Source organism: Lysinibacillus sp. NPDC097279, assembly GCF_044761745.1.
GTDB lineage: Bacteria > Bacillota > Bacilli > Bacillales_A > Planococcaceae > Lysinibacillus.
In genome coordinates this window covers 1,605,422-1,627,320 of the sequence record NZ_JBIWDA010000001.1, presented here as the reverse complement: position 1 = coordinate 1,627,320, position 21,899 = coordinate 1,605,422, and the positions used below count along the sequence as shown (strand labels likewise).

General features: G+C 36.2%; 19 protein-coding genes. 12 read left to right on the top strand and 7 right to left on the bottom strand.

Going from position 1 to position 21,899, the window contains the following annotated elements; translation table 11 throughout:
* The first annotated feature begins 9 nt into the window (after positions 1-9).
* From ACIQ1H_RS08190 to ACIQ1H_RS08175, 4 genes are all read left to right on the top strand, one after another.
* Complete coding sequence (locus tag ACIQ1H_RS08190) at positions 10-966, top strand: 3-hydroxyacyl-CoA dehydrogenase family protein (protein WP_402887948.1); 957 nt, start codon at positions 10-12, stop codon at positions 964-966.
* Positions 959-1,705, top strand: a complete 747-nt coding sequence (locus tag ACIQ1H_RS08185; protein ID WP_402887946.1) for a 3-hydroxybutyrate dehydrogenase — start codon at positions 959-961, stop codon at positions 1,703-1,705. Before ACIQ1H_RS08190 ends, ACIQ1H_RS08185 begins: the two co-directional genes overlap by 8 nt.
* 13 nt (positions 1,706-1,718) lie before the next feature.
* Positions 1,719-2,906: a thiolase family protein gene (locus ACIQ1H_RS08180; protein ID WP_402887944.1), complete on the top strand. Its 1,188-nt coding sequence runs from the start codon at positions 1,719-1,721 to the stop codon at positions 2,904-2,906.
* A gap of 380 nt (positions 2,907-3,286) precedes the next feature.
* Entirely contained in the window at positions 3,287-4,249 is a 963-nt protein-coding gene (locus tag ACIQ1H_RS08175) for an Rpn family recombination-promoting nuclease/putative transposase (RefSeq protein ID WP_402887942.1), read from the top strand.
* Between the two features lie 82 nt (positions 4,250-4,331).
* Here ACIQ1H_RS08175 and ACIQ1H_RS08170 read toward each other — a convergent pair whose 3' ends face one another.
* A complete protein-coding gene (locus ACIQ1H_RS08170) occupies positions 4,332-5,747 on the bottom strand; it encodes an aminotransferase-like domain-containing protein (protein WP_402887940.1) in 1,416 nt (471 codons plus the stop codon).
* A 112-nt stretch (positions 5,748-5,859) separates the two neighbouring features.
* Between ACIQ1H_RS08170 and ACIQ1H_RS08165 the strand changes: the two genes are divergently transcribed.
* Both ACIQ1H_RS08165 and ACIQ1H_RS08160 read left to right on the top strand, forming a co-directional pair.
* On the top strand, positions 5,860-6,783 hold the full coding sequence (locus tag ACIQ1H_RS08165; protein ID WP_402887939.1) for a DMT family transporter: 924 nt from the start codon (positions 5,860-5,862) through the stop codon (positions 6,781-6,783).
* A 65-nt stretch (positions 6,784-6,848) separates the two neighbouring features.
* A complete protein-coding gene (locus tag ACIQ1H_RS08160) occupies positions 6,849-7,502 on the top strand; it encodes an MBL fold metallo-hydrolase (protein ID WP_402888577.1) in 654 nt (217 codons plus the stop codon).
* Between the two features lie 99 nt (positions 7,503-7,601).
* Here ACIQ1H_RS08160 and ACIQ1H_RS08155 read toward each other — a convergent pair whose 3' ends face one another.
* Positions 7,602-8,510, bottom strand: coding sequence for a LysR family transcriptional regulator (locus tag ACIQ1H_RS08155; protein ID WP_402887937.1), 909 nt, complete (start codon positions 8,508-8,510; stop codon positions 7,602-7,604).
* Positions 8,511-8,917: 407 nt separating this feature from the next.
* Here ACIQ1H_RS08155 and ACIQ1H_RS08150 point away from each other — a divergent pair, with 407 nt between their 5' ends.
* From ACIQ1H_RS08150 to rarD, 4 genes are all read left to right on the top strand, one after another.
* Positions 8,918-10,204: a GntP family permease gene (locus ACIQ1H_RS08150; protein WP_402887935.1), complete on the top strand. Its 1,287-nt coding sequence runs from the start codon at positions 8,918-8,920 to the stop codon at positions 10,202-10,204.
* A gap of 39 nt (positions 10,205-10,243) precedes the next feature.
* Positions 10,244-11,035 (top strand): 3-hydroxybutyrate dehydrogenase, encoded by a 792-nt coding sequence (locus tag ACIQ1H_RS08145; RefSeq protein WP_402887933.1) that lies wholly within the window; start codon positions 10,244-10,246, stop codon positions 11,033-11,035.
* Positions 11,036-11,273: 238 nt separating this feature from the next.
* Positions 11,274-11,810, top strand: coding sequence for a kinetochore Spc7 family protein (locus ACIQ1H_RS08140; RefSeq protein ID WP_402887932.1), 537 nt, complete (start codon positions 11,274-11,276; stop codon positions 11,808-11,810).
* 170 nt (positions 11,811-11,980) lie between these two features.
* Positions 11,981-12,886 (top strand): EamA family transporter RarD, encoded by a 906-nt coding sequence (gene rarD, locus ACIQ1H_RS08135; RefSeq protein WP_402887930.1) that lies wholly within the window; start codon positions 11,981-11,983, stop codon positions 12,884-12,886.
* Positions 12,887-12,982: 96 nt separating this feature from the next.
* Here the strand turns inward: rarD and ACIQ1H_RS08130 are convergent, their stop codons facing one another.
* Positions 12,983-14,227, bottom strand: coding sequence for a helix-turn-helix domain-containing protein (locus ACIQ1H_RS08130; protein ID WP_402887929.1), 1,245 nt, complete (start codon positions 14,225-14,227; stop codon positions 12,983-12,985).
* 215 nt (positions 14,228-14,442) lie between these two features.
* On the opposite strand from ACIQ1H_RS08130, the gene ACIQ1H_RS08125 reads away from it, so the two are divergent.
* The gene (locus ACIQ1H_RS08125) at positions 14,443-15,729 is read left to right on the top strand and encodes an MFS transporter (RefSeq protein ID WP_402887927.1); all 1,287 of its coding nucleotides are present in this window, start codon (positions 14,443-14,445) and stop codon (positions 15,727-15,729) included.
* Between the two features lie 171 nt (positions 15,730-15,900).
* On the opposite strand, the gene ACIQ1H_RS08120 is transcribed toward ACIQ1H_RS08125, so the two are convergent.
* The 4 genes from ACIQ1H_RS08120 to ACIQ1H_RS08105 all read right to left on the bottom strand — a co-directional run bounded on the left by ACIQ1H_RS08120 (position 15,901) and on the right by ACIQ1H_RS08105 (position 19,685).
* The gene (locus ACIQ1H_RS08120) at positions 15,901-16,617 is read right to left on the bottom strand and encodes a LutC/YkgG family protein (RefSeq protein WP_402887926.1); all 717 of its coding nucleotides are present in this window, start codon (positions 16,615-16,617) and stop codon (positions 15,901-15,903) included.
* Entirely contained in the window at positions 16,617-18,044 is a 1,428-nt protein-coding gene (locus tag ACIQ1H_RS08115) for a LutB/LldF family L-lactate oxidation iron-sulfur protein (protein ID WP_172771152.1), read from the bottom strand. The genes ACIQ1H_RS08120 and ACIQ1H_RS08115 overlap by 1 nt, the downstream gene beginning before the upstream one ends.
* Before the next feature lie 24 nt (positions 18,045-18,068).
* Positions 18,069-18,785: a (Fe-S)-binding protein gene (locus ACIQ1H_RS08110; RefSeq protein ID WP_402887924.1), complete on the bottom strand. Its 717-nt coding sequence runs from the start codon at positions 18,783-18,785 to the stop codon at positions 18,069-18,071.
* 180 nt (positions 18,786-18,965) lie between these two features.
* Complete coding sequence (locus ACIQ1H_RS08105) at positions 18,966-19,685, bottom strand: FadR/GntR family transcriptional regulator (RefSeq protein WP_402887922.1); 720 nt, start codon at positions 19,683-19,685, stop codon at positions 18,966-18,968.
* A 448-nt stretch (positions 19,686-20,133) separates the two neighbouring features.
* Here ACIQ1H_RS08105 and ACIQ1H_RS08100 point away from each other — a divergent pair, with 448 nt between their 5' ends.
* Positions 20,134-21,810 carry an L-lactate permease gene (locus ACIQ1H_RS08100; protein ID WP_402887921.1) on the top strand — a complete coding sequence of 559 codons (1,677 nt, stop codon included), beginning with the start codon at positions 20,134-20,136 and terminating at the stop codon, positions 21,808-21,810.
* The last annotated feature ends 89 nt before the right edge of the window (positions 21,811-21,899 follow it).

Genomic DNA, 21,899 nt, shown 5'->3' with positions numbered 1-21,899 from the left:
GGAAGAAAGATGATTCAAAAAATAGGAATTATAGGATCAGGAACAATGGGGTTTGGTATTGCTTTTCAATTTATCACAAATGGAATGCCTGTTATTTTACAAGATATTAACGAAGAATCTCTACAATTAGCTAGTGAAAAACTGAAAACCTATTTGACGATTTTCAGGGAGGAGGGGACAGTGTTCGCAGATTCGGATCATACCATTACGGATCGTTTAACCTTTACTACAAAAATCGAAGAGCTTGCTAATTGTGATTTGGTCATAGAATCTGCCACAGAAAATCTAGAGCTCAAGCAGGAAATTTTCAAAAGACTTGATGAGGTTTGTGCTGAACATACAATATTAACCTCAAATACTTCCAGCCTAAAACTTTCAGAAATCGTTCGTTATGTAGAGAAGCGGAAAGATAAAGTGATGCTAACACATTTCTTTAACCCTGCACATATTGTACCACTTGTGGAGCTACTAAAAGGTCCTGATACAAAACAAGAGACATATGATGAAGTTGACGCATTAATGCAACAAGTGGGCAAAGTGACAATTAAAGTTCAAGTTGAGGTACCAGGGCTAGTAGCCAATCGTATTCAAGTAGCATTAGCACGTGAAGCATTAGCATTGTTAGAAGACGGTGTAGTTTCTGAACAGGATTTAGAAAAAGCAATCTTCGCAGGCCCAGGTTTCCGATTTGCCTCTAGTGGATTATTGAAGATTATTGATTTTGGTGGATTGGACGTCTGGGGAATAGTATTAGATCAATTACAGCCAGCAATTGAATCAAAAGTTCGTTCGTATAGTGTAATTAATGATAAAACTGAACAAGGCTACCTTGGTGTAAAGTCTTCTAAAGGTTTCTTTGATTATCCTGGAAAAGGTCTAGATGAATATGTAATCGAGCGTGATCGTTCGTTAATTCAACAGCTAAAAACATTTACTACTATTCAAAGGGGGATGGAACATGCGTAACATTTTAGTGACTGGTGCAGGTGGAGGTCTAGGCTCAGCAATGGTGGAGAAGTTTGTAACAGAAGGCGATTATGTATTTGCTGCAGATTTAAAGATAGAAGCTGCACAAGCAGTGGCAGACTTATATCCTGGAAAGGTTGAAGCGGTTGAACTAGATGTTTCAAATGCCAGTTCAATCCAACATGTAATAAATAGTATTTGTGAAAATCATGAACTTCATGTATTGGTGAATAATGCAGGCCTACAATACCGTGCTAGAATTGAAGATTTTCCAGAAGAAAAGTGGGATTTACTTCAAAATGTCATGCTAAAAGGCCCGTTTTTAATGACGAAATATGTATTTCCGTATATGAAAAAGCAAAAACATGGCCGTATAGTTAATATTTCTTCTGTACATGGCGAGCTGGCAACACCAGAAAAAGTGGCATATGTCGCTGCGAAGCACGGTGTTATTGGTTTAACACGAGTAGCATCACTTGAAGGTGCTGCGTATGGGATTACAGTAAATGCCATTTTACCAGGACCAGTGAAAACACCTTTACTGGTGAAACAATTAAAAGATCTTGAAGAAAGTAGAGGTATGACTGAAGTCGAGGCATTAAACGAGATTGTGTATCCGAAACAAGCAATGCAACGTTTTATTACAGCTGAAGAAATTGCAGATAGTGTATATTTCATTTCTTCAAAGGATGCAACGGCTATAACTGGCGAAGCGCTTAATGTTTCAGGTGGAATGTAAAAAAGGGGGAGTAATGATGTCAGTATATATTGTAAATGGTAGTAGAACAGCATTTGGTTCTTTTGGCGGTGTCTTTGCTCATACAACTGATATTGATCTAGGTGTTGTCGTTGTGAAAGAAGCATTACATCGTTCAGGGCTAAAGGCAAATCAAATAGAAGAAATCGTCTTTGGCAATATCATTCAAACAACAAGTTCAGCGGCATATTTAGCTCGACACATCGGATTAAAAAGTGGTTTAACGGAGGACAGTACTGCACTTACGGTTAACCGTTTATGCGGTTCGGGATTACAAGCAATTGTGACTGCATCGCAGGAAATTGAACTTGGGAATATTCAAGCTGCAATTGCAGGGGGTACAGAAAATATGAGCCAAGCACCCCAAGTTTTACGAGGTACACGTTTTGGATCGCCCAATAAAGCACCAATCGTAGAGGATATGTTATGGGCGACTTTATATGATGAGGTTGCAGGATGTGGTATGGGGATGACGGCTGAAAACTTAGCGGAGAAATATGAAATATCACGTGAAGAACAGGATGCATTCTCCTTCAACTCACATAAACGTGCAGCGGAAGCTCGTCGTTCAGGTCGTTTTGCAGAGGAAATTGCATCAGTATTAGTAAAGACACGTAAAGGTATGATTGAGATAACTGAGGATGAACATATACGTGAAGAAATTTCGATGGAAGCTTTAGCAAAACTGAAACCAGCATTCAAAAAAGACGGCTCGGTATCAGCAGGGAATGCAAGTGGTATTAATGATGGTGCCGCAGCAATTGTCCTTGTATCAGAAGCTTACTTACAAGAGCATCAGTTAAAACCATTAGCAAAAATCATTAATTCTGCAACTGCAGGGGTAGATCCAACAATGATGGGAATTGGCCCAGCACCAGCGATTCGTAAATTAATGAAAAAAGTAAATTTAACATTAGAGGATATCGGATTGTTCGAACTAAATGAAGCATTCGCTGCACAGTCATTAGCAGTTTTAAAGGAACTGGGTATTGATCAAGAAAAAGTGAATGTCAATGGCGGTGCAATTGCACTTGGGCATCCAGTCGGTGCGAGTGGAGCACGTATTACTTACTCGCTTGCATTAGAAATGCAAAAACGAGGTGTTAAATACGGCGTAGCAAGCTTATGCATTGGTGGCGGACAAGGCATTGCTATTTTACTAGAAAATCCAACAGTGCAGTAGGGCAATATGAATTAACTCAGCGTGGAGTGTCTAATATCAAAAAGTTGATAGTGCGAATTAAGTTTAATGTTAGATAGGAAAATTAGAGTAAAAATCATCTCACTGATTAGAAAACTAAAAGGCGAGATGATTTTTTTTGTAGTTTTAATCCAATTATAGGGGTTTTTTTACTTTCACTACATTTGAAAGTTTTCGTGCAGCTTGTACACGGTTGTTTTTTATTTTGACAAAAATGGATTTTCTCATTACGATAAAATAAATGAGAATTATTATCATATAAAAAGAAATTGGCAAATCTCACAATTATAGCACACCAAATTGACTCAACAAAAAGAGTACTAGAAGCATGATATAAAACTGAGAACAGAGGTTGATGAGTAATGAAAAATCCAGTTATTAGTCAGATTCCACTTAAAAACCTAATGGATTTAAAGATTGATTTTGCTTTTAAGCAGCTTTTTGGTAGTGACCGCAATAAACGATTAACAATTGATTTTCTGAATGCTATATTAAATCGTACAGGTAGAAATAATATAAAAGATGTAACGTTTATCAACCACGAAGTAGGTGGGGCGTATAAAGAGGATAAACTATCCCACTTAGATATTGTCTTAAAAACACAAAACGAAGATATTATTAATATAGAAATACAATTAGCAAATAAAAATGATATGTTCAAACGAACTTTATATTATTGGTCTAGGCTTTACAATTTACAGTTACAAAAAGGAAAAGGGTACCATACACTAAATCCAACCATTACAATTAATATTTGTGATTTTACATTGTTCAAAAATTTTACTCATTATCATAGTTCGTATCATTTGTATGAAGATAAAACTTTAGAGCGTATACAAAAATCAGATGATGTTTTAGAAATTCATTTTATTGAAATGAATAAATTTTTTAAGGCTTGGTTAATGGAAGAACTAAACCCACTTGAAGATATGATAGTAAAATGGTTGCTATTGCTTAGTATGGTAGATGGTCGCAGGCAGAAAGTATATGAAGATATTTATAAAGTATTGGAGGAATTAGCGATGAAAGACAGAAACTTACGTGAAGCGTTTGAAGCGTGGGAAGAACTAAGTCAAGATCCAGAATCCATTATTGCATATGAATCACGAATCAAACTTATGATTGATGAGGTGGCGACACTAGAAGATGCAAAATACCATGCAGAACAAGCTGGGATTGAAAAAGGCATCCAAAAAGGAATTCAAGAAGGCATAAAAGCCATTGCGAGAAAGATGATAGCAAAAGGAAATACCAATGAGGAGATTATGGCGTTAACAAGCTTAACGGTTGAGGAAATTCAATTGTTAAGACAGGATGTAGAATGATAATAGAAAAAGCTCAAATAACTTACTAGTTATTTGAGCTTTTTTCTTTATAAACAAACATGGTTGATTTTTGCTATGTCTTTCACTTAAGCGTTTGTGCCACAGCAACCAATCTTTGTACTCCTTCCCTAATTTGTTTTTCATTTGCATAAGAATAACTTAAACGTATCCAAGAAGATTGTTGTTTTAGTGGATCGCATACTTGACCTGGCACAAAGGATATCGATTGTTCAATACTTTTCGTTAATAATATTTCAGTTGAAAGTTGATTAGGGAGCTGCACCCATAAATTCAGACCACCTTTTGGACTGATCCATTGCCAACCTGTTTCTGCTAGCTCTTCCTCCATGATTTCTTTTCGTATTTGTAGGGCTATCCGAATTTTCACTAAGTGTTGCTGCAATCTACTTGATGAAAAGTAATGGAGAAAAATTTTTTGATTGAGAAGTGGTGAGCCATTATCCGCTAATGATTTTTCTGTTAAAAGTAAGTTCAGTAATGATGATCGACAAATAACAGTCGCAATTCTCAAACCAGGTGAAATATATTTGCAAAAGCTTCGTATATAAATGACTGTTCCCGCTGTATCGTATGTGTAAATGGGTGGAGGAGGAGCATCATCAAAATAAATGTCGTGATACGCATCATCCTCAATTAATAAACATCGATATTGTTCAGCTAACTCTACTAATTTTTTTCGTTGCCGAGCAGGAACCGTATAACCAGTCGGATTATGAAATGTTGGGTTAACATAAAATAAGCGTGGCTTGTATTGTTTCATATAGGATTCAACCTGATTTAAATCGTACCCATCAGGATAGATATCAACCGTTACAATGTGAGCGCCTTGTGCTCTAAAAATATCAATCGCCGCACTATAGCTTGGCCGTTCAAATAAAACGACATCTCTAGGTCTAATAAAAGTTTGAGCGACTAAGTGAATTGCTTGCTGTGAGCCAGAAGTAATTAAAAGCTCATCTGCAGTGAGATGCGTTTTATATTGGTTGATAAAATATTGTGCTAGTGTCTCACGTAGCTCTAAATCTCCTTGCACAGTTGAGTAAGTGGCAAGTACTTTTGGGTAAAGATCAAACACTTTCTTCACATAGTCCGAGAAAAAGTGATTTGGTAAAAGATTTGGATCGATTAGCGCCTGAGAAAAATGATAAGAAACTGACGATTGATGAATTTCAGATAAATGATTTTTCTGTACGTATGCAGAAATGATTGGATTGTCTTGATAGTAGTGTTCGTAATTTTCAGTCAAATCAGATTGAACAAAATAGCCGACTTTATCTTTTACATACACTTTATTATGCTGTTTCAGTAATCGATAAGCCTTTAAGACGGTTAACCGATGAATATTCATTTCTGTTGCTAATTGCCGAACAGAGGGTATTTTTTCATGTTCTTTCCATTCATTCCGTTCAATTCGGTGTAGTACATAATCATATATTTTTTTAAAAAGATAGTCTTCATTTTGAATGGCTTTGCTCACTTCGATTCCTCCTACTCAAAACGATTGTATCACGACCAAATCTATTCTGGTCTATCTTTTTCAATCTGTTCTATCTCCTTTCTTTTATGATAAAAAAGAGGGGGATTTTGCTATGGTAATGATTAATTATTTTTTTTTGTGTTTAATTTTTGGAACGACGTTTTTAGCAATAAAAATTGGTGTCGATGCAGGCGTTCCTCCATTTTTATCAGCAGGAATTCGTTTTTTCATTGCTGGTTTGTTGCTATTTAGTTTTATGGTATGGAGAGAAAAAGCGACAATTCGGTTATTCTTTCGAAAAGAGATGTTTTTGACAGGAATATGTTTAACTTTTGGGACATTTGCAACATTATACTGGGCAGAACAATTTGTAACGTCAGGAATTGCGGCGGTCTTATCTGCTACAGGGCCGATGATGATTATCATTATTCAGTCATTCATTTTAAAGCAAAAAGGCAGTCGGAACTCATTCATTGGTTGTATCGTCGGCGTCATCGGTGTTACGTTTTTGATTTTACCTAGTTTTTCAATTGAGATAAGTCCTTTCTGGATAGTCGGTTGTTTCGCCATTATATGTGGTGAAGTTTTTTACGCATCTGGAACGATTTATACTAAAAATGTCGTTCGAAAATATAATACGACATCACCGATTGCTTTAAATGCAGCGCAAATGATGCATGGTGGGATTTTATTAATACTTTTATCGTTATTTACCGAGAACATTCATCTTGAATATCTTTTTAGTCCAGCTGCCATGGGCTCGCTTCTTTATTTAATTATTGTTGGGTCAATGATGGGCCATAGCATGTATTATTGGCTTGTCTCCAGGACAAATCCTATTTTTCCTTCTACTTGGCTGTATATCTCACCATTCATTGCCGTTGTACTAGGTGTACTTTTTTATCATGAATATATTTCATGGCTAACAGTCATAGGTACTGTGACGATTATTGTAGGAACAGTGTTAGTTAATTTTGAAACATTGCGCGCATTATTTTCGCAGAAAGGGACTGTGCTTAAGGATGTTAGAAATTGACTCTATTTTTTATAAGAAAACCTATTTTACGTGAAAACTATAGTGTAAAAGGAGAACAAACACATATGGAAGTTTCTAATGGAGTAGAAATGTTGAAGCTTGATTTTAATGGGAATATAATTTATCCAACACTATTGTGGAATCAGGAAATCGCGATTTTAATAGACACTGGATTCCCAGGTCAAATTGAAGATTTACGCATAGCAATGGAGAGGGCAGGGGTGTCATTCGATAAATTAAAAGTTGTAATTTTAACACATCAGGATATTGATCATATAGGTAGCCTTCCTGAACTATTGCAGGCTTGTGGAAGCAATATTAAAGTTTATGCGCACGCACTAGATAAGCCATACATTCAGGGGGAGTTACCTCTTTTGAAAGATGGGCACATAGAGAATCCACCTAAAGGAAAAGTGGATGATACATTGATTGACGGGCAGGAATTACCATATTGTGGGGGGATTCGGATTATCCATACACCAGGGCATACGCCTGGCCATATAAGCTTATATTTGAAACAAAGTAAAACGCTTATTGCTGGAGATTCGATGTACAGTGCAAACGGCACACTGGGAGGAATTCATATTCCAACGACGTTGGATATAAAGGTTGCACAACAATCTTTAAGGAAATATTTAGAGCTAGATATTGAAAATGTAATTTGTTACCACGGAGGATTAAGCAAGAATCATGTGAAAGAGCAAATTAAGAACCTATAAATATAGGTAAAATATTTACAATGGTATATATCTATAATGAAAAAAATAAAGCTCAACTAACTTACTAGTTAGTTGAGCTTTTATTACACAAAAGGAGAATTATCTATCTTCATTCGATTGGAGTGCTGTAAATTCCAAAGTTGGCAATAAATTGAGTAATTCTCTTAATACCAAAGGTTTATGTGAATTTCTTTTTGTAATGACTCCCAAACGCCAGAGTAAGGCAGGTTTTTCAATTGGTATAATTTTGACATTCTTATTTGTTTGTTTATTATAAATTGAATTCGGTAAAATTGTAACGCCTAATTTGGATGCTACTACTTCAATCATAACATCCCATTGTGAACTTTTGAGTGCAATGTTTGGCGTAAACCCAGCTGCTTGACAAGCTTCAATCATAAAATCATGCAAAGCAAAATCTTCTGTAAAAACGATAAATTTTTCATCTTTTAATTCTTTTAATTTAATACTTTTTTTATGGGCAAGCCTATGCTCCTCATTTACAAATAGCACAAAGCTATCCTGTATAAACGGAGTAATATTAAATTTAGATTCATCCTCGGGTAAGACTACAATGCCTAAATCAATTGTACCTTCTTCGACAAGTTGATTAATCACCTTAGCCCCACGTTCAATTAATATTAAAGATACTTCTGGATATCGTTCTTCAAAATTTCGAGCAATTTCAGAAAAAAACAATGTCCCAATTAGCGGAGGAATACCTAGTTTAATTTCGCCAGTAGCTATTTCACGAAATTGATCTAATTGAACGTTCAACTCCTCAATCACTTCGAATACTTTTTGACTCTGGTTATAAACAATTTTACCTGCTTCAGTCAATTGCATATGTCTTGTTGATCGATCAAATAACTCCAATTGTAGTTCTTCTTCTAATTTTTTTATAGCTTTACTCAAGGAAGATTGAGATAAGTATGAATGTTCAGCAGCCTTCGTAAAGCTATTATAATTCGTCACTTCTAAAAATAATTTTAATTCACGTAGTTCCATATTTACACCTATTTATTCTTTTTATTCATTAATGTTATTCGTATTATTCGTTTTACTAATAAATTCGTCAGCGTTATACTTTATTCGGATATAACATTAATGTTCAAATTTTTGTAACATACTTGTTTTGCATCTTAGATAATACAATACGTTCCAGTAAAAAAATATTTTTGTGAAATATATATTTCACGAGAATTAACAACTTAAATAAAATGGCAATCTAAATATACATTTAGTTGTCCTTTCTTAGGATTATATTGTTTACGAGATGTAACTACAGGATAGTTACAAAAGTTTCTATTTGGTCAAGGTATACATTGGTCAAATAAATTTAATACTTTTTGGTAATTATATCTTATCAAATAGTTGATAAACAATATTAGCTTTAAGGAAAGAGGTGAAACTATTTGTTAAGTATTATTATTGGACTAGTCCTATTAATGGCTTTAGCGTATCTTGGATGGTCTATCATATGGGTTGCGCCCCTTGTAGCGGGTGTTGTTGCAGTTCTTAACGGTTTAAATGTACTTGACACATATACAGGTACGTATATGCAAGGGTTAGTTAATTTCGTAAAAAGTTGGTTCCCTATTTTCTTATTAGGAGCCGTCTTCGGAAAATTGATGGAGGATACAGGCGCTGCAAAATCTGTAGCTCAAAAGGTTACTCAATTAATTGGTAAAAAGAGAGCTATACTTGGTGTATTAATTGCTGCTGCGTTACTAACTTATGGTGGTGTTAGTCTTTTTGTAGTTGTATTTGCTATTTATCCAATTGCGCTTCAACTATTTCGTGAAGCAAATGTATCAAGAAAATTACTTGTACCAACGTTTGCACTTGGAGCATTTACATTTACAATGACATCTATACCAGGGACTCCACAAATCCAAAACTTGATTCCAATGGATTACTTTAAAACTTCTCCTACATCAGGATCAATCATTGGCATTGCTGCCACAATTATAATGGCTGTTGGGGGATATCTTTGGTTAGCATATAGAGCGAAAAAGTTTGCCGCTCAAGGCGAAGGGTATACAGAACCAGAAAATAGTACGCACATGACAACTGATGGAGATCAGAAAGTCCCTCATTGGATTATTTCCTTGATTCCACTTGTCGTTGTCGTTGTGCTATTAAATATTGTTAAGTTAGATGCTGTCATTGCTTTACTAGTTGGGGTCTTATGTATCATGATTCTTAACTTAAAGGATTATAAAAAATTTATTCCATCTATTAATGACGGTGGTAAAGGCTCTGTCATGGCTATTTTAAATACAAGTGCGGCGGTAGGATTTGGCTCAGTTATTGCCATTGTGCCTGCATTCGATAACATCACTTCATGGCTGTTAGGTATTTCTGATAATCCATTAATTGCTGAAGGTTTAGCTGTTCAAATTATGGCCATCATTACGGGATCTGCTTCTGGTGGTATGGGTATTGCTCTTTCAACTTTAGGAGATACGTTTAATAACGTTGCCCAAACGACAGGGATTAGTCCTGGCGCTTTACACAGAATTGCTGCTATTGCCTCAGGTGCATCGATATTTCCTAATAATGGGGCATTATTAACTTTACTGGCTGTTACAGGATTATCTCATAAAGAAACTTATAAAGATGTATTTGTTGTAGCGTTTTTCATTCCTACAATTGCTTTGATAGTTGGAATTCTCTTAGCTGCAATAGGTTTAGTTTAATAACGATGTTAGCTTAAAAAAATTTAGGAGGAATATATTATGTCTGAATTCATTAATGTTAAAAATAAAGTAGTTATTATTACAGGTGCAGGTCGCGGAATTGGATTTGAAATCGGCAAACGTTTTGCACAATTCGGAGCAAAAGTAGTTCTTTCTGATATCAATGAAGAAATGGTAGTAGAATCTGCAGAATCTCTAATTCAAGAAGGTTTTCAAGCGATTGGTGTGAAAGCGGACGTTACGAGCGAAGAAGAACTTCAAAACTTAGTTCAAACAGCTAAGGAAAAATTCGGTTCTGTTGACATCGTTATTAATAATGCTGGTTTACAACACGTTTCTCCAATAGAAGAGTTTCCAACTGCAAAATTTGAATTAATGCAAAAAATTATGTTAGTTGCACCATTTATTTTAATTAAAAATGTATTTCCTATTATGAAAGAACAAGGTTTTGGACGTATTATCAACATCGCTTCGATTAATGGTTTAATTGGATTTGCTGGCAAGGCTGCTTACAACAGTGCAAAACATGGTGTTATCGGTTTAACTAAAGTTGCAGCTATAGAAGGTGCAAAACATGGTATCACAGTAAATGCTTTATGTCCTGGTTATGTAGATACACCGCTTGTACGAGGTCAAATAGCTGATTTAGCAAAAACACGTAATATTCCAGAAGATAGAGCGCTTGAAGATATTATTTTAGCTCAAGTGCCTCAGAAAAAATTATTAGATGTAAGCGAAATTGCAGACTATGCGCTATACTTAGCAAGTGATCGAGCTAAAAGCGTTACAGGACAAGCTGTTGTCATTGACGGTGGTTATGTAGCACAATAGTATACCTAAAGAAAGAATCCATTTTAAGAAAAATGGATTCTTTCTATTTTGCAGTAATAAGAGCAAATTTAAAAAAGGCTCCTTGCTTTTATACAGGGAGCTTTTTTATTTTTGACAAAATGTGCTTTTCTCATTATGATAAGATAAATGAGAATGATTATCATATAAAAGGAAGCTGAAGGATGTTAAACAAAGCAATCCCATTACACGAACAATTTAGTAATGGAGTGAGAAAAATATGACGAACAAAATGGATTTATCAGCATTAACATGTGAAAAAATGCAAGATGGCACACTTGCTGTCAAATCGACAGAAACACTTATGATGTTAACGCAAAGCCGCTATAAAGAGCTAATGCATATTGAAGAATTGTATAATGCCGTCCATATTGATTTAGATGAAAAGCAAATTGTATTGGAGCAAGAGCGAAAAAATTTAAAAAAACAAAATGCGAAGCTAAAAGAAGACATGCAAAAATTGACACAACAAAATGCGGTATTACAAAAAAAGCTAACAGAATATAATTGTGTCGTCGACGAATTGAAGGAGCTCCGCCGACAAAATACCGACTTGCTAATTGAGCTTAGTAAATATACCGCCCTGTCTAGGGAATCTCTTTCAGGTCCTTTAAAATCAATGATTCGAGATATGCGGGAGCAGGGGGTAGGTATAAAAGAAATTCATATTCGTATTAAGCGTCAAATTAATCCTGAAATTAGTTATAGTATGGTGCGAAAATATATTTCTGAGCTTGAAAGCGAAAATAAAGCGTAATGTCAGGTGTTTAAGCAATAAACAATATGTTAATAGTAAAATTGTGCATTTACAGTAGCCAGTCAAAGTCCTATAATTAGTCTATTCTTTCACATTATGAATAAACGGCAATCTTGTGAAATTACAAGAGAGTCGTAATCGATTTAAAAAGAGTAGGAGAATTAAAGACAATGTCAAATGAGAAAAAAGGTGTATTGGCAGCGTTTTTTGCCTATGCCATTTGGGGAGCATTCCCACTTTACTGGAAATTACTTGAGCATGTGCCAAGTATGGAAATTTTATTAGGCCGTGTAATATGGTCCTTCGTCTTTACCGTGCTAGCAGTCATTATTCTCGGTATGCGCAAAGATTTACTAGCAGATTTAAAATATTTATGGACACATCAGAAGATTTTTTGGCAGTTAGCTGGCGCATCTTTTGTCATTTCAATGAATTGGTATTTATATATTTGGGCTGTAACCCACGAGCATTTAATAGAGACAAGCCTCGGCTATTATATTAATCCACTATTGTCGGTTATTTTTGGGGTTGTTTTCTTTAAAGAGTCGTTAAGTCGTGCACAATGGGTTGCTACAGCCATCGCGTTTATTGCGGTTATTATATTAACAGTAAATTATGGTACAGTACCTTGGGTGGCTATTCTAATTGCCTTAACGTTCGCTATTTATGGGGTACTGAAAAAGAAAATTACACTTGATGCGACAAGGGGTCTAGCCATCGAAACTATGTTTATTCTTCCATTTGCGTTAGGCTATTACATTTATTTATTTTCAACAAGCCAAGCATCTTTCTTACACGTGAATATCCATACAGATGTATTAATGATTGTTAGCGGTATTGTGACAGCAGTGCCTCTAGTTTTATTTGCTAAAGGTGCTCAAAATATTCCGCTTTACTTATTAGGTTTTATACAATATGTAGCGCCAACAATTGTTTTAATTTTAGGCGTGGTACTTTATAAAGAACCATTCAGTCAAGTAGAACTGCTGGCATTCAGTATTATATGGCTAGCTTTATTGTTATTTTCTGGTTCGAAAATTATAGAAATAAGAAAAGCACATCATAAATCTGCGTAACAAAAAGGACTTGTAGAGTAATCTACAAGTCCTTTTAACGTGTAGACGAAAGCATCCACACGTAGCAGCATTCCGCACTTTTACAGGTTCTTTAATCTATTGTCTAGAATCGATTTGTGCTTTAATCTTAAAATACGTTTCTTCAATTTTTTGTTTATAAGGTAGGTCGACTAAACCTTTCGAATCCATATATGCAGTTTTGGCAATTTCGTAAGCCGTTGTTAACTCTCCAAACTGAGCGTAGCAAAGCGCTTTATAGGAGAAACATTCATTCATACTCAGTAAATCATATGGGTGCACAATTAAAATGGGGATCTCTGTTAAATGATTAAATGCGGCAAGTGCTTCTGAATAGCGACCAAGTAAATACAATGATTTTCCTTTTTCAGCGTAATAGAAGTTTTTATCTATTTTTGTTGAATTTGTAAGTGCATGTAATTGTTCAATTTCAACTAACGCTTGCTCATATTCCTCTTTATAATTGTTATAATAATGTGCTTTTAAGACGTATATAAAAGCATCGACATCAGCTTGTTCAACGAAAATACGATACTGCTCCAACTTCATCATCATTTGATCTGCCTGCTCAAAGTCACCATCAATCATGGCGCAATAGGAACCAATACGATATAAGTCATCAATATGATAAAACAATTGGTTTTGATGCGCGTGTTCAATGGTTTCGTTAATTAATTTTTTACCCGCTTCATGCTCACCAATGGCTAACTGAAAAATGCTAATATAATAAGCCAATTTTCCCATATCACGAGAATCTAGCTGATAGTTTTCAAGGTCGATTTCTGCCTTCACTTGTAAAATACAATGATAAGCTTCATCATATCGACGATTTTCTGATAGAATACCGAGCTGCAGCATATAGGTTTTAAACCAATGGCTCCACAAATTGATTTCTTTAAATATTTGCCGTGCCTGTTGTAGCGGTTGCTCCCATGTTGTGAGACCAGCCACATACTGCGCATTTGCATAAATATATAATAATCGCCCAGCTTCATAGCTAAGAGGTAAATCGTCTATGTACGGGTGAATGATATCTACGAGGTGCTGATGGTGCTTTGCATCACCAAGCTCGGCCTCGGCAAACATAGCTTCTACTTGCTCTAAAAGATGACGGATATCAGAAGATGCTACTTGTTCAAGTAATTCACTTGCTTTCACGCCAAGTCGTTCCGCAATATAGTCTAAGCTTTCCATAGATGGCTTCGCTTTATCATTTTCTATTTGGCTTAGCATACCTTTAGTTAGACGATCGGCAGCAAGAGCCTCTAATGTTAATTTTTTTTCTTTTCGTAATTTACGAATTCGCATGCCTAAAGAGTCCACTTCCTCGCCTCCTTTCTCCACTATTAACAATAATAACTATTCTTCACAAAGTCTATACATTTTCCAAAACGACTAACAGCGCCAGGGTGACAATGAAATTTACGGTTTATTTAATTATATTAAACTTTTTGTTGCATGAAAAGGAAATAACGTGGTATATTTTGTTTAATAAAATTAAACTTTTAAATTTAATTGAAATACGGAGGGGTTTTTTGATGGATGAAGCAGCAAAATATAAAAAGGCGACCTATCATTTGTGGACGTTTACAGCGAGTAAAATGATTGCAATGTTAGGTTCACATGTGTTGTCCTTTGGTATTAGTTTGTATATTTTAGCCATGACAGGTTCTGCCACAAGCTTTGCAACAAATATGATTTGTTCCATACTCCCAAGAGCACTAGTAGCACCATTAGCTGGTTATGTAGCCGATAATTATTCAAAAAAACGAACAATATTATTAGCGCAAGCTGGGACGATTTTGACGATGGCAGGTTTACTACTATATACAGAAATATTTGGTATGTCCGTCAATGCGATATATGTGACAACAGTATTGTATACGCTCTGTTCTGCATTTTCAGGCATAACATTTACTTCATCTATCGCGATTCTTGTCAATCCAGAACGTTTACAACGTGCAATGTCATTTAATCAAATGTCAATGTCCGTAGCAGCGATTGGGGGGCCAGTTATCGGTGGGATGATGTATGGATTTTTCTCAATGAAAGTTTTTTTAATTGTGCATATGATAGCCTACATGATTGCCTTTTGCTTAGAGGCAACGATGAATTTTAAATTGTACAGTACAATAGGGGAAAACGCTAAAACCGAAAAGATATGGAAAGGGCTTGTGAGTGGATTTAGCTATATTAAGCAACATAAAGTCATTACAGTAGTAATGTGGCTATCACTATGGATAAATTTATTTTTCTCTGCAATCGTAGTTGGTGGAACGTATGTGATTATTGAATTACTGAAGATCGATTCTACTCATTTTGGCTTTATCGAAGCTTCAGGTGCACTTGGCATGCTAGTAGCTTCCATCTATTTTGCAACACGTGCAGAAATTAAAGTACCACTTCGTTTTTCTAAAATTAGTTTATTGTTGCTATCAAGTAGCTTAGCATTTGCGGTAATCCCTTTAGTGACAAATCTTTCATATTCCATGATTGTTGGCTATTATATAGGATTATATTTTATCTTTGCTGTTTTTGAGATGGGTGTAAATATGCCACTAGGTGTTTTTATGCAAAAGCTTATTTCCGAGGAGTATCGAGGTCGAGTAGTTGGCCTAATGGAAACGATGGCTATGTCGATGATGCCAATCGGTATGCTCATTTATGGTATTTTGTACGATAAGTTACCAGCAACTGGTATTTTACTTGTCACAAGTGCAATTATTGTCGTAATGACACTTGTCTTACTACGCAAGGCTGTCTTAAAACAAGCGCATCCAGAATTTTACGATGATACGACGTTGGCAGAAAGAGTAGCGAACTAATTACAAGTAGGGCGTATGCAACTAGCGGAAGCGGGCTTTACTGGCGCTAATGAAGGATTTTCTGTCAATTACAATATTTTGACTAACGAAATCGTCAGCTCTATTTGCCATAATATAAATTTCATCATAACAACAGGCATGCATAGTTTCCCGTGCATGCCTGTCAGATGTTTATTGATCCTCGATAACGATATAAGTTGCTTTAATTGGGCCATGGACACCGACGACAGGAATCATTTCGATATCTGCAGAATTACTTGGCCCCGTAATAAAATTAATACATGAAGCAATATGTTCTCCATTTTGTACTTTTTTGCTAATCCATCGAGCTGCTTGAGTAATGCGTGGCACGATTGTACTTTTAGGAATTAAAATAATCGACTTTTCGGGTAAAAAGCTAACTGATCTTCCTTTATGCTTATCACTAAATAGCACAGCGGTACCAGATTCAGCTAATGTCATCTCACTAATTGTTATACCGATGTTTGCTTTTTCCGCTTGTCGAATATTTTCCTCTGGCTGCGTCTCATTCCATACATAAAGCTGGATATTTGATTGTGGCCATTGAGTTTGCATTAAATGTGTTAATCCATAGCCTTCAAAGCGTTCGTCTTGCCATGTGATGACAGAGTGACCGCCGTAGATATCTATGACTGCTTGGAGATTTGTAGCTAGATTCGCTGTATTAGTAATGACCATATTTGTATTAATATTTTTACATTGCGCCTCTAACACGACTACTAAATCATCCTTAGTAGCATCTTTTAAAACACGGTCTTGAGGTTGATATTGCCAAATTGGCTTCACTATTTCTGTTTTTGGTGCTCGTCCGAGTTGCTTGGCGATAGTAGATAAAAATGTTTCTCGATTTAGAATACTTCCTGCCATTATTCAGACTCTCCTTTCGTCCGGCTGTTAAACCAGCTACGGAAGTTCTCCTTATTCGGTGCAGGGAAATCCCTAGCTTCGGTCCATGCCTTTAATGGCCCAGGACCGTTTGAAATTTTATTATCCTTTGTAAAAGGCGACATCGCTGGGGATGCCATTTTCGTCGCCATCTTGTATAAAGTAGGGGATGAAGCACCTAAGCCGAACGCCTTCATGAGGAGCTTTTCAGACACTGGAGCTTTTCCTTCATTTTCAACAATAACCTGACGGTGTCGATGTATTAGCTGATGCAATGGGATTTTGACAGGGCACGCATCTGTACAAGCACCGCATAAAGTAGATGCATATGGTAACTCTTTGAAATCATCATAACCTCCCAAAAGTGGTGATAGTACGACTCCGACGGGTCCAGAGTATATCGAACCATATGTATGCCCCCCAACGTGGCGGTATACAGGACAGGCGTTGATACATGCTGCACAACGAATGCATTGCAGTATAGGTTGGAATTCACCACCTAAAATATTAGAGCGGCCATTGTCGACAATGACTAAATGGAATTCTTCAGGTCCATCTGTATCGCCCTCATCTTTTACACCTGTTAACGTAGTAATATAACTTGTCAGCTTTTGCCCAACAGCACTTCTTGTTAATAAACTTACAAGCACTTCCATTTCCTCAAATGTAGGTACAATACGTTCCATTCCCATAACTGTAATTTGCGTTTTAGGTAAAGCCGTTACTAAGTCAGCATTTCCTTCATTTGTAACGAGCGTAATTGAGCCACTTTCTGCGATGGCAAAGTTACAGCCAGTAATACCAATATCTGCTGTTAAGTACTCGTTGCGCAGTTTTTCACGAACATACAGTGCGAGTTCTTCTGGTTTTGCTGTTTTGTCATAGCCTTGTTTTTCTTTAAAGATGTCACGAATTTGTTCTTTATTTTTATGCAATGCAGGTACGACGATATGAGATGGCGGTTCATGATCTCCAACTTGCAAAATATATTCCCCAAGGTCTGTTTCAATTACTTCACAGCCGAGTTGTTCAAGGGCTGGGTTTAAATTAATTTCTTCTGTTACCATTGATTTCGATTTTACAATCTTTTTGGCTTGCTTTTCTATTGCAATTTGTTGGATATAGGTTGTTGCTTCTTCAGCCGTTTTAGCGAAATATACATGTCCACCACGCTTTGCTACATTTTCACTGAGTTGAAATAAGTAATAGTCTAGATTGGCAAGTACATGTTGACGAATTTCCTCGCCATGGGACCGCCATTCTTCCCAGTGCCCAAGCTCATCTGCTTGTTTTAAACGACGTGTTTGAAAGCGTTCTTGCGCACTTGATACCGCGCCACGCATAAATGTATTTTCTAGCTCTTTTGTTACGCGCTGGTTAAACCGATCATCGCTTGTTTTCATTGCCATACGATTATCCTCCTTTAAGTGCAATTATCGGCAGTTTAGCACTTCCGCAATATGCATCACTTTAATTGGTTTTCCTTGTCTTTCAATTCGACCACCGATATTGATTAAACAGCCAGCATCAGCACCGATTAAAATATCTGCTTCCGTTTCTTCTACGTTTTGTACTTTTTCACTGACCATTTCTCCAGAAATATTGCCCATCTTTACTGAAAATGTGCCACCAAAACCGCAACAGCGCTCTTTTCCTGGGAGCTCAACATATTGTAAGCCTTTCACATGCCCTAATAATTTGATAGGGGCTTCTTTCACACCAAGCAATCTCGTCATATGGCAAGAAGTGTGAAATGTAGCCTTACCTTCTAAATGGGCACCCACATCTTCAATTTGTAAAACATCGACAATAAATTCAGTGAACTCGTACGTTTTATTTGCTAATGCCTGCGCTTTAGGTTCCCAAATGGGATCGCCTTTAAAAACTTCAGGATATTCTTTAAACATATAGGCACAAGAGCCAGAAGGGGAGACAACATATTCTGCATGTTCAAAAGCTGTAATCATTTTTTTCATAGCATTTTTAGATTCTTGGACGTAGCCACTATTGTAGGCAGGCTGTCCACAGCAAATTTGATTTTCTGGAAAGTCGATGTCACAGCCGAGTCTTTCTAAAACTTCAACGACAGCCTTTCCTACATCACCTTGAAACATTTCCACTAAACAAGTTGCAAATAGTGTTACTTTCATGCTCATCACTCCTTATGTGATAATTTCCTATTCCAATAATTAATCAACTGGTCATCAGATGACTTGGTATGTAAATAGATTGTTTTAATAATACTACAACCTTTTGGAAAGTTGAAAGTGTTAATTTCAAATTTTCAAAAAAATAGTAGCTACCCATATTGTATAGATAGCTACATTTATTTAATAATTCGTTTCAAAGTATTGCATTAAAACTTCTTCGACATTACTCAAATGGGAAGACATCGCATGCTTTGCTAGCTCTTCATTTTGTTGCTTAATAGCAAGATAGATTTGCATATGCTCATCATATAATTTTTCACTTGTTGTTTTTTTCGAATATAGCCAAATGCGGCGTGTTTCTTTCATCGTGTCAATCATTAATCCAGATATTTGGTCTAATATTGTTGCTAGTAGGGGATTTTGAGAGGCAGCAGAAATTGCTGCGTGAAATTGGAAGTCTGCTTTTTCGCCTAGCTCACCATCACCTTGTGCAAGTTTCATATCATCTAAAATACGAAGCATTGCTTGTAAATCTTCTTCTGTTCGATGGATGGCAGCACTCGCGGCAGCACCCACTTCGATAATTTTTCGAACTTTTAGTAAGTGTGAAATATCTTTTTTATTTGTTAAAGTTAATGTTGAAAATGGGAACTCTAGCTTTTGGGGAGGAGTACTCTTTACAAAAGTCCCAGAACCTTGTTTGATCTCGATTAAGCCCATCGCTTTTAGGGCGGATAATGCCTCTCGAATGGCAGATCTACTAACCTGTAATTGTTCAGCAAGTTGCTCTACTGAATCAAGACGATCTCCTGGTTTTAGTTCACCAGCTCGAATTTTTTCATAGAGCATTTCTGATACTTCTTCATATATTTTTTTTTGTTTAATTTTCTTTAATTCCACGGAGCTACACCTCATTCATGTCAATCGATTGCTCTACATAATAATTTTATTATACATGATGAATCGAATTTTACTCACTGTTAAAAGTAAATCGTTTAAAATGTCCGTTCATGTAAACTATGCGCTAATGTCTGATTCATTAAGCTAAAAAGGATTTTAAAAAAATATTGAATTTTTAAAATATAGTTAATATAATTTTATCATATAATCATCAGATGACCTAATCTATTATTGTTTGGGGGGGCTTAGAAAAATTATATGGTTTTGTAATATTTAGTAGGTGTTGCTAAAGGGATAACTTTCATTTGTAGTTTCTACAAAGGTTTTGACGATGCGTAGGTGTGAGCAGGAAGCATTTGGCTTGCAACTCGGCAATGAATCAAAGTGAGGTTTGTTGTGTGTTTTCAGTCATTAATTTGCGGGAAATTTTTATTTGGGGGTATGTAACTTGACATTTACACAAAATTTTACAGCTGTTGGGGGTAGTTTAGCTTGGTCTGCAATTGTCGCAGTTATTCCTATTCTTTATTTTTTCTGGGCGTTAGCGATTAAAAAAATGAAAGGTTATATGGCTGGTGTAACGACATTGCTTGTCTCTTTAATTTTGGCAACTATTGCTTTTAAAGTGCCGGTAGGGACTGCAATCATGTCCGCTACACAGGGGGCTGTTTATGGTCTATTACCAATCGGCTGGATTATTATAACATCTGTTTTCTTATACAATATCACGGTGAAAACAGGAAATTTTAATATCATTCGTCATTCTGTCTTATCTATTACGGAAGACCGACGTATTCAAGCATTACTTGTAGCATTCTCATTTGGCGCTTTTTTAGAAGGCGCGGCCGGTTTTGGTGCACCAGTTGCTATATCAGCTGCGTTATTAGTTGGACTTGGTTTTAACCCGTTGTATGCTGCAGGACTTTGTTTAATTGCTAATACTGCGCCAGTTGCATTCGGTGCCATCGGTGTGCCGATTACTGCAATGGAAGGGCCAACAGGTATCGCCGCATTTGAAATTTCAAAAATGGTAGGAAGGCAATTACCGTTTTTGGCAGTATTTATTCCATTCTTTTTAGTGTTAATCATGACTGGCTTAAAAAAAGCGTGGGAAGTAATGCCAGCCATTTTAGTGTCAGGTATCTCATTTTCACTTACACAGTTTTTAAGTTCGAATTTTTTAGGCCCTGAATTACCGGACGTTTTATCTGCATTAGTTTCGCTCTTTGCACTAGCTGTTTTTATGAAATTTTGGCAGCCTAAAACGATTTATCGATTTGCTTCAGAACTAAAAGCGACAACTGATCCACAGGCAATAAAATCATTTAGCGGAGGCACAATTTTAAAATCTTGGTCACCCTTTATCATCTTGACAGCTTTTATTTCCTGTTGGGGAATACCAGTAGTCAAAAGTGCTTTAACGGGAAATTATAACGGTACAAATGTCATTTTACAAGGCATCAATGCAGTAGGACAAGCTGTAACATTTACAGCAGAAGTACCGCTTTTACATAATCAAGTATTAAATGGCACTACAGAGGAACCACTAGCTGCTTTTTATAAACTAGAGCTGTTAGGAGCAGCTGGCACAGCAATATTTTTAGCTGCAATCGTTACGAAATTTATATTTAAAGTTTCTTGGCACGAATGGGGCAAAACATTTGTTGAAACATTAAATGAAATTAAGTATCCACTGATTACGATTTGTAGTGTAGTAGCATATGCTTATGTCACAAATACTGCTGGAATGATGACTACATTAGCTTTAGTGTTAGCGAAAACAGGCGTATTGTTCCCATTCTTCGCACCAGTACTAGGCTGGCTAGGTGTATTTATAACGGGTTCTGATACATCTTCAAATGTACTATTTGCCAAGTTACAGCAAATAACTGCTGAATCTGTTGGCATGGAACCTGTACTTGCACTTGCTGCTAATGCATCAGGAGGTGTGACGGGGAAAATGATATCGCCACAGTCTATCGCAGTAGCAGCGGCGGCGGTTGGTCTTGTCGGTAGAGAGTCAGAATTGATACGTTTTGCGTTAAAGTATAGTGTGATGTTGCTGTTATTTATTTGTATACTTACTTTCTTACAAAGTAATGTTCTAGCTTGGATGATTCCATAAAATAATTAAATAGTTTTAATCATTGGCATTGAGAATAGATTTCTCAATGCTTTTTTTGTAGTGAGGGGAGGGTTCTGAGAAGTAGGAAA